The organism is Ruegeria sp. BG7, from assembly GCF_056535685.1.
This window is the reverse complement of the sequence record NZ_JBQFIU010000001.1, coordinates 637,695-650,412: the sequence shown is the minus strand read 5'-3', so window position 1 is coordinate 650,412 and position 12,718 is coordinate 637,695. Positions and strand designations below refer to the sequence as shown.

Sequence of the window (12,718 nt, the reverse complement as noted above, 5' to 3'; positions counted from 1 at the left end):
TTATCCGTACATTCCCCCAATCGCGTTCATCGAAATGGCAAAATACCGCACGGCTCCGATCAGTTGAAATACCCGGGCGTGGAGTTTGATTTTACTTAATTCCTGCCCGACCGGGGTGTGGCTGGCGATCTCATTCAAGCTGTCCAGATAGGCCTTCATAGGCCAAACTTTGGCATTTGCGTGAACGTCCAATAACGCTCGCACAGTCAGCTGCGCGTCATCAGGCAGCGACAAGTTGGACGCCAGAAATCGATCGAGATAGGTCTTTAGGTGCATTACTGGATCGGGCTGTTTCGCCGCTTCGATTTTAGCAAATTGCCTGTTCGCGAGACCGGATAGAACCTCGGAGGGTCTTGTCACAAGAACGTGGGTTGAGCCGGGCAGGGGTGTTGCGCAGCTTTTGCCAATGATCAGACCTACCTCTTTCAATTACTTTTTTACTAGTCCCAAGATCATCCGCCTTGCGGTGATGCTGTTCATCCCGTTCCCGCTCTCGCCTCGGAGTGTCGTAGATTTGTTGCACGAGCGAGGCATCGACGTGAGTCGCGAAACTGTCCGATATTGGTGGAACAGGTTTGGCCCGATGTTTGCCGCTTAGATAAGCCGGAAGCGTTTTTAGCAACTGCGCGCGTTCTCGAAATGGAAATGGCACGTGGACAAGGTTTTCGTGAAGATAAATGGCAAGCGGCATTATCTTTGGCGGACTGTTTATAACGAAGGCGAGGTACTGAAAGCCGTTGTCACCAAACGCCGAAACACAGCTTCAGTACTGAAATTCCACAAGAAATTGATGAAGCGGCACGGCAAAGCGGAAACTGTCGTCACGGATCGTTTCGCATCGTACCGGGCCGCTCTCAGATTGCTTGGCGTTACCGAAAAACAAAGGACGAACAGGTGGCTCAACAACCACGTCGGGAATTCGCACCTTCCGTTCCGACGGCGCGAACGCGCCATGCAACGTTTCAGGCGCATGCGAAGCCTGCAGAAGTTCGCCTCCTTCCACTCCTCTGTCGACAACAACTTCAACAAGGAAAGAACGCTAGCCAGCCGAGACACCTTCAAGCTGACACGCACCGCTGTTCTCACCGAGTGGCGTCAACTTTGTTCCAGATAGGTACGCGGTTTTAGCGTCAAACTGAGGCTGGTTAGAATTCGTCTTACAGCACCTTGAAACACACAGATGACCACCAAACCCAAAAGGACCCTTGAGGCTGCACGCATTGAACAACATCCGCCCCAAACTTCGTGTGGGCTTCACATAGTCACCCCATTTCTCATGTTTTATTACACAAGACCATTCAGAAAGATCATCCCGCGTTACAAATCAATCGATCAAGCATTTCAAACTTCTGCTTTATGAACTCAAGCACGCGGTTTGACGAAGCCGGCATGCTTCGGGCGCTTAGCGTAACGCAACCCAAGTGTCGGTCGGGATCACCGATTTTTATCGGCAGTGCTGTCAGAGTTTTTTGCTTTTGCATCATGTAGACTACAGAAAAAGGCAAAACGGTTAGGGAATCTGAGCCCGTCAGAACGTTGACAACCGCACTCAAAGACCCGCCGGTAAAACTGATTTTCAAGTCTCGCATACCGATGCCGTCCAGCGTGTTTCTCAAGTCACGAAACAGCGGGCTGTTCGCAGGTGGCGCGATCCAGGAAAACTCGGTGATATCTTCCAGCTTTACCTCTTTTTTGCGCGCCAATGGATGCCCAACGCGGCACGCAATGACGTTTCGACCAGGCAGAATTTGACGAAATTCGTACTCATCAGAAACGTCAGCCGGGCGCATTGGAAGAATGGCGAGGTCCAGAGTTTCGGCGGACAGTTGGGACAAAAGTTCAGTGGGGTACCCATAGGATTGGTCGATCCGAATATTGGGGTACTCGGCCTGAAACTCTGCAATCACGTTCGAGATGACGCCGTCCATGAAGATCGGTGTGCCCGCAACCCGAACCGCACCAGCAAGGCCTTGACGGTGCTCGTCGACCAGTCGGCTCGCATGACGACCCGCGTTCAGAATTCTTTGTCCCTCCTGAGCCAAAGCGAGACCAAGCTCAGTTGGTTGCAAGGGCCTTCGGGTGGGCAGGAACAAAGGCTCCCCCACTCGGTCTTCTAACAACGAGACACTTCTGGAGACACTGGGTTGAGATTTCCCAAGTAAAGCAGCGCCTTCGGTCAACCCTCCGGCCTCGACAATAGCCGCGAGAATCTCGAGATGTCTTGGATCAAGCTTCATACCTCAAAGTTATATTAACAGCCGATAATTCGATCAAGAGCGCTGTCTTTGCCTGCTAGCGTTCCCTCCAGACCCGCAATCCAACGCTTGTCAGGAACCCGCCCAATGGCTCTCAGCACTACCAGCATCAATGGCCAGAAAGTCCGGTTCGGCGCAGGTTTGCGCAACGACATCTGCGCGGAGCTGGCGGAGCTGGGATCGAACAAGGCGCTGATCCTGTCGACGCCTCAGCAAGTCGATATGGCAATGGAGCTTGCAACATCTGTTGGGGATCGAGCGGCAGGCGTCTTCACCCGGGCAACGATGCACACACCTGTCGACGTGACCGAAGAAGCGGTTGAACACGCGTTGTCAGTCAAAGCCGATAGCATTGTTTCTATCGGTGGAGGTTCGACGATTGGCTTAGGCAAAGCGATTGCTCTTCGGACCGGTTTGCCACAAATCGCCATCCCGACCACATATGCCGGCAGCGAGGCTACTCCGATCCTGGGTCAGACTGAGGATGGCATCAAAACCACCCTTACAGACCTAAAGGTTCTGCCGCGGGTCATTCTGTACGATCCCGAACTTGTGGCGTCATTGCCACCCGCAATGACCGTGACCAGCGCCTTGAACGCAATGGCTCATGCAACTGAGGCGCTTTATGCCAAGGATCGTACGGATCAGACCACGGAATTGGCTATCGATGGCCTTAAAGCGTTTGCGGAGGGCCTGCCGACCGTTGTGGCAAGCCCCGACGACCTGAAAGCCAGAGAAGAAACGCAGCGTGGCGCATGGGCCTGCGGTACGGTGCTTGGTCTGGTCGGAATGGCGTTGCATCACAAGCTTTGCCATACGCTGGGCGGGTCCTTCAATCTGCCACACGCGGAAACCCACGCAGTCATTCTGCCCCATGCCATCGCCTACAACGCGGCGGGTGTACCGGGCCTGTTGACGCCTGTGTCGGACATTCTTGGAGGCTCCGAGCCCGGTCAGGCGCTTTGGAATTTTTCCAAATCCATGGGCGCACCGATGGCTCTAAAAGACTTTGGCCTGTCTGAGGCCGATCTGGACCGCGCCACAGAAATCGCACTCAAGAACCCGTATTGGAACCCGCAGCCGGTCACTGCTGATGGACTGCGGGCGCTGCTTCAAAATGCTTGGGCAGGAAACGCCCCAGGCGTTTGAGTTCACCGTGTCAAGGGAGGGACACATGATCACACGTCGCAAATTGCTGCAATCCAGCGCTGCAACCGGCCTCGGGCTGGCCGCCGGCACGCTCGCCGCGCCCGCTATCGCTCAGGGCGCAAAGATCAAACTAGGCTACGTTAGCCCACAATCAGGGCCTTTGGCTGCGTTCTCTGAGGCAGACAGGTACATTTTGGAAAACTTCGCCGCGTCCGAGGCCGGTGCGAATTTTGAGGTCATCGTTAAGGACAGTCAGTCGAACCCGAACCGCGCCGCAGATGTCGCGGGCGAGCTGATCGTGGACGATGAGATCGACCTCATGTTGGTTGCCTCGACACCCGAAACCACCAACCCGGTTGCCTCGACCTGTGAGGCCGAGGAAGTGCCCTGCATTTCGACCGTTGCCCCGTGGCAGCCATGGTTCATTGGCCAGCAGGGCAATCCCGGTGATCCAGCCAGTTGGGAGCCGTTCTATTACGCTTATCACTTTTTCTGGGGTCTTGAGGACGTGATCTCGGTCTTCACGGCAATGTGGAACCAGTTGGAGACCAACAAACAAGTCGGCGCTCTGTTCCCAAATGACGGTGATGGCAATGCCTGGGGCGACCCGAATGTAGGTTTCCCACCTGTTCTCTCAGAGTTGGGTTATACGCTGACGGATCCCGGGCGGTACCAGAACCTGACTGACGATTTCTCCGCCCAGATCAACGCGTTCCGGCAGGCGAATGTTGAAATCGTAACCGGCGTTCCGATCCCGCCTGACTTCACCACATTCTGGAGCCAAGCCAAGCAGCAAGGTTTCACCCCGAAAGCCGCGAGTATCGGCAAGGCCATCTTGTTCCCGCAAGCGGTCGAGGCATTGGGCGACGCAGGCAACAACCTGAGCTCTGAAGTTTGGTGGTCCCCCACCCATCCGTTCTCGTCATCGCTGACCGGCGCAAGCTCAGCTGAACTGGCGCAAGGATACATGGCCGCCACCAACCGTCAGTGGACCCAACCCATCGGCTTTGTGCATGCGCTGTTCGAAATGGCAGCAAATGTCATGGGCCGCGTTGATGACGCGGGTGATGGCGATGCGGTCGCCGAAGCCATCGCAGCTACGCAGCTGGACTCGATCGTTGGCCGGATCGCCTTTGATGGTGCGGGCCTACCGCCCTTCGCCGCGCAGAACGTTGCGAAAACACCCTTGGTCGGGGGGCAATGGCGGCTACTCGACAATGGCAGCTATGACCTCGTGATCGTCGACAACTCCTCGGCACCCGAAATCCCGACCGCAGGTGTGATGGAAGAAATCTCCTGATCGCAACGAAACCAGTGCCCCGGATCTTTTCCGGGGCAGGAACTCCGGTATGACCATTCTTTCGCTCAAAAACGTCTCAAAAAGCTTCGGTGCGCTCACTGTCACTGACGATGTCAGTTTTGATGTCTCGCAGGGGCAGGCCCTTGGGATCATTGGTCCGAATGGCGCGGGCAAGTCCACGTTGTTCAACCTGATAACGGGCAATCTGACTTCTGACGCGGGATCGATCCATTTTGACGGGACGGATGTGACCCGCGTGCCCCCCATGCAACGCTGCCTGTCAGGTATAGGGCGCTCGTTCCAGATCCCTCAGCCGTTTGATCATCTGACAGTGTTCGAAAACCTGCTGGTGGCCGCGACGCACGGGCAGAGCAAATCCGAACACGAGGTTGAACAGGATTGCGCCCGCATTCTTGAGCAAACGGAATTGTTGGATGTGGCCAATGACACGGCCGGTGGATTGCGGCTGTTGCAACGCAAGCGGTTGGAGTTGGCCCGTGCGATGGCAACCAATCCTAAGCTGCTGCTGCTGGACGAAATCGCCGGGGGTTTGACCGACGCAGAATGCACCGCGCTGATCAACACGATCAAAGGGCTGCATAGCAGTGGCGTCACGATCATCTGGATCGAACATGTCCTGCATGCGCTCACCTCAGTCGTTGAACGGCTGCTGGTTCTGGATTTCGGCAAGGTCATCGGTCTGGGCGATCCGGACGAGATCATGAACAGCCGGGAAGTCAAAGAAATCTATCTGGGGATCGAAGTCTGATGAGCCTGCTGGAAACCCACGCGCTGACCGCCCATTACGGAGACTTCCAAGCCCTGTACGGTGTGGACGTCCACCTGAACGAAGGTGAAACCGTCGCCATCATCGGCGCAAACGGGGCCGGGAAATCGACCCTCATGCGCTCGATTTCGGGGGTTCTGACCAACGGGTCTGATCAGGTGCGTTTTGACGGCCAGCCCATCGGCGATCTGACCTCAGATGAGATCATGGCACGCGGAGTGGCAATGGTGCCCGAGGGGCGTCGGCTGTTTCCTTCCCTAAGTGTCGAGGAAAACCTACTGATAGGCACCTATGGCCGAAAGGTATCGGGCCATTGGTCCCTGCAAACAATCTACGACCTGTTCCCGATCCTGAAAGAGCGTCGAAACCACCCGGGCACAGCCCTTTCTGGTGGGCAACAGCAGATGGTAGCCATAGGCCGCGCCCTGATCAGCAACCCGCGCGTTCTGCTCTGTGACGAGATTAGCCTTGGTCTGGCACCCGTGGTCATCAAGGACATCTACGATGCCGTCCCTCGCATTCAGGAGGCCGGAGCTAGCCTGATCGTGGTGGAGCAGGACATTGGCCAGGCGATGAAAGTCGCAGACCGCGTCTACTGCATGATGGAGGGTCGCGTCACGCTGGAAGGCACCGCAGACACGCTCAGCCGCGAGGCCATTCACGATGCCTATTTCGGAGGAGCCGCCGCATGATTTGGATCGACACCATCATTCAAGGCGTTCTGTTGGGCGGGCTCTACGCGCTGTTTGCGGCAGGCCTGAGCCTCGTGTTCGGGATCATGCGATTGGTCAACTTGGCCCATGGCGATCTGATTGTCTTTGCCGCCTATCTGATCCTTCTGCTGGTTTCGTTGCTTGGTCTTTCTCCGTTTCTGGCCGCGATCATAGCCGCGCCGATTATGTTTGGCGTGGGCTGGGCCTTGCAGAGACATGTGCTGAACCGCGTGCTGGGGCCTGATATCCTGCCGCCCTTGCTCGTGACGTTCGGTTTGTCGGTCGTCTTGCAGAACGCATTACTCGAAGGGTTCTCGGCGGATAGCCAACGTCTGCCTGCGGGTGAAATCGCAACGGCGTCCGTTCAGATGGGCGGGCTGAACCTCGGCGTGCTGCCGCTGCTGACCTTTGCCTCGGCGATCCTTGTGATCGTCGGTCTGAACCAACTTTTCTACCGCACGGAGTTGGGCCGCGCGTTTCGCGCGACCTCGGATGATGCGGTGACGGCGGGTTTGATGGGTATCCGCCCAGAACGTATTTTCGCCAGCGCTACAGCCATCGCAATGCTCGTGGTGACCTTGGCAGCGCTTTATCTGGGCATGCGGGCGAATTTTGACCCCAATATCGGCCCAGCGCGCCTGATCTATGCCTTTGAGGCTGTGATCATTGGTGGCCTCGGCAGCCTATGGGGCACGCTTGTCGGAGGCATCATTATCGGTGTCGCTCAGACTGTCGGCGCGGCGATCAATCCCGAATGGCAAATCCTGGCCGGTCATCTGGCCTTTCTCATCGTGCTTCTGATCAAGCCCAGAGGCCTGTTTCCAAGGGCGGTGGACTGATGGCTGATATTTCGACGTATCGTGTCCAGACCCAGACCCGCGCCTCTTATAGCGCCGGAGCTGTCTGTATCGCTCTGATCATCCTGTTCATCCTGCTGCCGACCTTCGCCAGCAGAGGCTTGATCCAAGACCTGTTCTTTATCTTCACGATGTTGGTTTTGGCGCAATTCTGGAACCTGCTCGCAGGATATGGCGGGCTGGTGTCCGTCGGGCAGCAAGCCTTCGTAGGCATCGGAGCCTATGCCATGTTTGGCGGTGTCATCCTTTGGGGGATGGACCCGGTTCCGGCGATCCTTTTGGGCGGTGTTGCAGCCCTGATTGTAGCCATACCCACAGCCTTTTTCGCCTTCCGCCTGCAAGGGGCATATTTTGCCATCGGCACATGGGTCATCGCCGAGGTTATGCGTCTGCTAGTGGCGCAATGGAAAGTGCTCGGCGGAGGCACCGGAACCTCTCTGCCGCGCACCGCAACGCGTGAGATGTGGGCCACCGAATGGATACAGACCACGTTTGACGTTCGCGGTGCAGCAGCGCGGGACATCCTGACCTATTGGCTGGCCTTGGCGCTGGTGATCGCAACGATTGCGGGTATCTACTGGCTGCTCAGAACAAAGCGCGGGCTGGCATTGGCTGCGGTACGCGACAATGTCGAAGCAGCGAAATCCGTCGGCGTGGATGCGGTGCGGATGAAATGGCTGGTCTACTTGGTCTCAGCCGCAGGAACCGGGCTGACCGGTGCTTTGATCTATGTGCAGAAACTGCGCATCTCTCCGGATGCAGCGTTCTCGGTCACCGACTGGACGGCCTATGTGATCTTCATCGTCGTGATCGGCGGAATTGGAACCATTGAAGGCCCGATCCTGGGCGTGCTGATCTTCTTCATCTTGCAGAGCCTGCTGGCCGACTACGGCTCGTGGTATCTCATGGTGCTTGGTCTAATCGGGATCGCCGTCATGCTCTTCGCCCCCCGCGGTCTGTGGGGGCTGATCTCAGAAAAGACTGGGCTTCAGATTTTCCCTGTGCGCCGTCGCCTTGTGCTGACGAACCCAAAGGACGGCCTCAACTCAATTCAATCTGACAAACAGAGGGAGGCGTAACATGGCCACCATCACAACGGATGTTCTGATTATCGGGACCGGACCTGCGGGTTCTGCAACGGCGGCTTTGCTGTCCAGCTACGACGTCGAGAATATGGTCATCAACCGCTATCGCTGGCTGGCCAATACGCCGCGGGCACATATCACCAATCAGCGCACGATGGAGGTGCTGCGCGATCTGGGTCACGAGGTCGAGGCCGAAGCCTATATGCATGCCGCGCATCAGGACTTGATGGGTGAAAATGTGTTCTGCGAAAGCCTCGCGGGTGAGGAAATCGGACGGATGAAAAGCTGGGGCAATCATCCACTGTCCAAGGCTGAACACCTGCTGTCCAGCCCGACGATGATGAACGACCTTCCGCAAACATTCATGGAGCCGATCTTATTTGGCACGGCCTGCCGCCGAGGCACGCAAGCGCGGATGAGCACCGAATACTTGCGACATGAGCAAGATGCAGATGGTGTGACAACGACGTGTTTGGATCGATTGTCGGGCGAAGAAATCACGATCCGGTCGAAATATCTGGTGGGCGCGGATGGGGGCAATTCTCTGGTCGCCGAACATGCCGGTCTGCCTTTCGAAGGTCAGATGGGCGTCGGCGGGTCCATGAACATCCTGTTCCGGGCAGATCTCAGTAAATATGTCGCGCATCGGCCTTCGGTCCTATACTGGGTGATGCAACCGGGTGCGAATGTCGGTGGCATCGGCATGGGTTTGGTCCGCATGGTCCGCCCTTGGAACGAATGGCTCATTGTTTGGGGCTATGACATCAACCAACCAGCACCCGAAGTTGACGAGGCCATGGCAACGCAGGTAGCGCGCCAGCTTGTTGGCGACCCCGAGCTTGAGATCGAACTGATCAGCGCTAACACCTGGACCGTCAACAACATGTACGCGACCCATATGCAGAAAGATCGCGTCTTCATCATGGGCGACGCGGCGCACCGACACCCTCCGTCGAACGGACTGGGGTCGAACACGTCGATTCAGGATAGCTTCAACCTCGCCTGGAAACTGGCGGCTGTCCTGAAAGGCCATGCCGGAGAGAACCTGCTGGAAAGCTACAGCGAAGAACGTTCGCCAGTGGCAAAGCAGATCGTCACACGGGCCAATCAATCCATCGGTGAATTCGGACCGATCTTTGAATCGCTCGGAATGGCCGAAGGCGTCGATCCAGAGGTCATGCAAAGCAACCTTGAGGCACGCTCGGGATCAACGCCTGAAGCTGCGGCACAAAGACAAGCCATTCGCGAGGCGATTGCCTTCAAGAAATATGAGTTCGATGCGCATGGCGTGGAAATGAACCAACGCTACGACTCCTGTGCGATTGAAACGGATGGTCAAACCAATCCCGGTTTTGATCAGGATGCTGAGTTGCACTACCAGCCGACGACTTGGCCTGGTGCGCGCATTCCACATGTCTGGGTGTTTGATCATGATACTGGGAACAAGCATTCAACTTTGGATTTGTGCGGTCGCGGAGAATTCACTGTGCTGACCGGAATTGGTGGCGAGGCCTGGGTAAAAGCGGCTGAAATGATCGCGAAAGAGCTGGGCATGCCCATTCGCTGTCACGTCATCGGCCCGCGCCAGACCTATGTTGACCACACCGGGGATTGGGCGCGGGCGTCCGAGATTTCAGATACGGGCTGTTTGTTGGTCCGCCCTGATCAACACGTCGCATGGCGCTCAGCCGAGATGGCTACGGATGCCGAAGCCGAACTGCGCCGCGCTTTGACCAAGGTGCTTTCCCGATGACCCAATCCAGAGCAAACTTATACAAGTTAGGAGGCCAAAATGGACTCGCATGAGATGGGATACTTTACCGAAGAAAACTCGGCCGAGGTCGTCACCGCACGGAACAAAAACGCAGAAAGCGAACGGCTGAAGCAGGTGATGGAGGTCATCACCCGAAAGCTTCATGAAGCAGTGAAGGAAATCGAACCAACGCAGCAGGAATGGTTCGAGGCGATCATGTTCCTGACCAAGGTCGGGCACATGTGCGATGACTGGCGGCAGGAGTATATTCTCCTGTCCGATGTTCTGGGCGTGTCGATGCTGGTGGATGCCGTGAATTCTCGTCGCCCAACCGGAGCCTCCGAAAACACCGTGTTGGGCCCATTTCACGTTGGCGATGCCCCTGAATACGCAATGGGGCATAACATATGCCTTGATCAAAAGGGCGAAGATATGGTGGTGCGCGGGCGTGTGACAGACGTTGACGGCAAACCGTTGGAAGGCGTCAAAATCGACGTCTGGCAGGCAAACGACGAAGGGTTCTATGACGTTCAGCAAAAAGGCATCCAACCCGACTTTAACCTGCGCGGTGTTTTTAGAACGGGACCGGACGGAAAATACTGGTTCCGCGCTGTCAGGCCCAAACATTATTCTATTCCTGACGATGGCCCCGTCGGAGATTTGTTGAACCGGTTGGGTCGCCATCCGTTTCGCCCGGCCCATTTGCACTACATTGTGTCAAAGGAAGGGTATGACGAACTGACAACCCACATTTTTGACCCCGAGGACAAATACCTCCATTCGGATTCCGTTTTTGGTGTCAAAGAAAGCCTGATCGCCGAATTCCGCCGCGTCGATGACCCGACACGTTCTGCGGGAGTTGGCTTTGAGGGGCCCTATTGGGATGTCGAATTCGACTTTGTCCTCGCACCGAAAGAGGCCTGAAATGTCCGAACCCTGTATCATCTGTGTTGCAATAACCGGGTCCTTGCCAACCAAGGCCAATAACCCGGCGGTGCCCATAACAGTCGAGGAACAAGTCGAAAGTACACAGGCAGCTTTTGAGGCAGGGGCATCCATCTGCCATGCCCATGTTCGAAATGACAACGAAACGCCTTCGAGTGACCCTGATAAGTTCGCACGGTTGAAAGAGGGGCTTGAGAAACACTGCCCTGGCATGATCATCCAGTTTTCGACAGGAGGGCGGTCGGGGGCAGGCAAGACGCGCGGCGGCATGTTGCCCTTGCGGCCGGATATGGCCTCGTTGTCGGTAGGGTCGAACAACTTTCCCACGCGCGTTTACGAAAATCCACCCGATCTCGTCGATTGGCTGGCAGCAGAGATGGTGACTTATGACGTCAAACCAGAGATCGAAGCCTTCGACCTGAGCCACATCCTGAAGGCGGCCGAGATGCACAAGAAAGGGCAAATCAAGGACACGCCTTATGTGCAATTTGTCATGGGTGTGAAAAACGCAATGCCTGCGGATCGGGACGTATTCGACTTCTACGTGAAGACAGTTGACCGACTGTTTCCGGGTGCACCGTGGTGCGCTGCTGGCATTGGCGCCCAGCAGGAGGTTCTGAACCACTGGGCAATTTCGTCTGGCGGCCATGCACGAACCGGCCTCGAAGACAACGTACGCCTGGATCGCAATACGCTGGCACCATCAAATGCAGCGCTTGTAACGCGCACTGCAGAGATCTGTGACCAATACAACCGCCCGGTTGCGACAGCCGGCCAGGCACGAAATATTTTGGGCCTCTAGACCGGGTTTTGCGCACTTTGGAAATCCTACAATCCCGGTCTGACAGTCAGGCCGAAGGCTCGGTTATTCTATTGGGCAAGGTTTGCTCAAGTTCTGGCGTGATCGGGATATGCTCGGCGTCGTCACCCGGCGGCAGTTTGAATGGACCATTGGCCCAATCCGCCGCTTTTCAAGACTCTTTGGCCTCTTCAATCCTGTCTCGCGACGATGAAACGAAGTTCCACCAGATATAACGCTCCTCGCTCAGGGTTGCACCGCCCAGCGCCATGAGACGCGCACCCTTTTCAACAGCCCGAACGCTGATTTTGTCACCGGGTCGAAAGACCATCATTTGCCCGGCTTCGAAGACGTCGCCAGCAACCTCAACAGACCCTTCAGTGACATAGATTCCACGATCCTCCTGATCGTCAGGCAATGGAAAATGCGCGCCCGGAGAAAGAATGACGTCGATGTAAAACGTCTCGGACTGCATCGTCACGGGGCCGGTTTTGCCATAGGCAGATCCGAGTATGAGCTTTGCTTGGATGCCTGTATCTTGAAGCTCTGGAAGAGCCGCGTTCTTGTGATGTTCAAAGTCCGGTGCCATCTCCTCGCGGTCTTTTGGCAACGCGATCCAGGTTTGAATACCAAACAACCGGTTGCGCTTCGCCCGCGTTTCCGCGCTGGTGCGTTCGGAATGCGTGACGCCCTTGCCTGCAACCATCCAGTTCACTTCTCCCGGATAGATCATCTGATGGGTGCCGAGGCTGTCGCGGTGTTCAAATTCGCCATCATATAAATAGGTTACGGTTCCAAGACCAATATGCGGATGTGGGCGAACGTCTATGCCGCCTTCCGTGATGAACTCTGCTGGACCCATCTGATCGAAAAAGATGAATGGCCCGACCATCTGGCGTTCAGGCGCAGGCAACGCGCGCCTGACTTCAAAGCCACCTAGATCACGGGCGCGCGGAATGATCAGAGTTTCAACACTGTCTGCTGAGGCATTTGGGCACTCAGGGTTATGCGTGGGGTTCCAGCTCATGCAGTGGGTCCTTTGTTTGTAGTCGGGTCTTGGCAAATGCGCCGCCGG

At 56.3% G+C, this 12,718-nt stretch carries 11 protein-coding genes and 2 pseudogenes; 10 read left to right on the top strand and 3 right to left on the bottom strand.

Annotated elements, in window-relative coordinates; genetic code table 11:
• Window positions 1-276 carry a hypothetical protein gene (locus ACR3EH_RS03225; protein WP_171182514.1) on the bottom strand — a complete coding sequence of 92 codons (276 nt, stop codon included), beginning with the start codon at window positions 274-276 and terminating at the stop codon, window positions 1-3.
• 130 nt (window positions 277-406) lie between these two features.
• Between ACR3EH_RS03225 and ACR3EH_RS03220 the strand changes: the two are divergent.
• Window positions 407-1,114: pseudogene (locus ACR3EH_RS03220) on the top strand (IS6 family transposase).
• A 193-nt stretch (window positions 1,115-1,307) separates the two neighbouring features.
• Here the strand turns inward: ACR3EH_RS03220 and ACR3EH_RS03215 are convergent.
• On the bottom strand, window positions 1,308-2,237 hold the full coding sequence (locus ACR3EH_RS03215) for a LysR family transcriptional regulator (protein ID WP_171182516.1): 930 nt from the start codon (window positions 2,235-2,237) through the stop codon (window positions 1,308-1,310).
• A gap of 105 nt (window positions 2,238-2,342) precedes the next feature.
• On the opposite strand from ACR3EH_RS03215, the gene ACR3EH_RS03210 reads away from it, so the two are divergent.
• The 9 genes from ACR3EH_RS03210 to ACR3EH_RS03170 are packed head-to-tail and all read left to right on the top strand — an operon-like array spanning window position 2,343 to window position 11,646.
• Complete coding sequence (locus ACR3EH_RS03210; protein ID WP_171182518.1) at window positions 2,343-3,404, top strand: maleylacetate reductase; 1,062 nt, start codon at window positions 2,343-2,345, stop codon at window positions 3,402-3,404.
• Window positions 3,405-3,429: 25 nt separating this feature from the next.
• On the top strand, window positions 3,430-4,704 hold the full coding sequence (locus tag ACR3EH_RS03205) for an ABC transporter substrate-binding protein (RefSeq protein WP_171182520.1): 1,275 nt from the start codon (window positions 3,430-3,432) through the stop codon (window positions 4,702-4,704).
• Between the two features lie 49 nt (window positions 4,705-4,753).
• Window positions 4,754-5,473, top strand: a complete 720-nt coding sequence (locus ACR3EH_RS03200; protein WP_171182522.1) for an ABC transporter ATP-binding protein — start codon at window positions 4,754-4,756, stop codon at window positions 5,471-5,473.
• Window positions 5,473-6,183, top strand: a complete 711-nt coding sequence (locus ACR3EH_RS03195; RefSeq protein WP_171182524.1) for an ABC transporter ATP-binding protein — start codon at window positions 5,473-5,475, stop codon at window positions 6,181-6,183. The genes ACR3EH_RS03200 and ACR3EH_RS03195 overlap by 1 nt, the downstream gene beginning before the upstream one ends.
• Window positions 6,180-7,043 (top strand): branched-chain amino acid ABC transporter permease, encoded by an 864-nt coding sequence (locus tag ACR3EH_RS03190; protein WP_171182525.1) that lies wholly within the window; start codon window positions 6,180-6,182, stop codon window positions 7,041-7,043. Before ACR3EH_RS03195 ends, ACR3EH_RS03190 begins: the two co-directional genes overlap by 4 nt.
• On the top strand, window positions 7,043-8,140 hold the full coding sequence (locus tag ACR3EH_RS03185) for a branched-chain amino acid ABC transporter permease (RefSeq protein WP_171182528.1): 1,098 nt from the start codon (window positions 7,043-7,045) through the stop codon (window positions 8,138-8,140). The genes ACR3EH_RS03190 and ACR3EH_RS03185 overlap by 1 nt, the downstream gene beginning before the upstream one ends.
• A 1-nt stretch (window position 8,141) precedes the next feature.
• Window positions 8,142-9,899: an FAD-dependent oxidoreductase gene (locus ACR3EH_RS03180; protein WP_171182530.1), complete on the top strand. Its 1,758-nt coding sequence runs from the start codon at window positions 8,142-8,144 to the stop codon at window positions 9,897-9,899.
• 39 nt (window positions 9,900-9,938) lie between these two features.
• Window positions 9,939-10,823, top strand: coding sequence for an intradiol ring-cleavage dioxygenase (locus ACR3EH_RS03175; protein ID WP_171182531.1), 885 nt, complete (start codon window positions 9,939-9,941; stop codon window positions 10,821-10,823).
• 1 nt (window position 10,824) lies between these two features.
• Window positions 10,825-11,646 carry a 3-oxoadipate:acetyl-CoA acetyltransferase gene (locus ACR3EH_RS03170; RefSeq protein ID WP_171182533.1) on the top strand — a complete coding sequence of 274 codons (822 nt, stop codon included), beginning with the start codon at window positions 10,825-10,827 and terminating at the stop codon, window positions 11,644-11,646.
• Between the two features lie 46 nt (window positions 11,647-11,692).
• Here ACR3EH_RS03170 and ACR3EH_RS03165 read toward each other — a convergent pair.
• A pseudogene (locus tag ACR3EH_RS03165) lies at window positions 11,693-12,670 on the bottom strand (pirin family protein).
• Window positions 12,671-12,718: the final 48 nt, after the last annotated feature.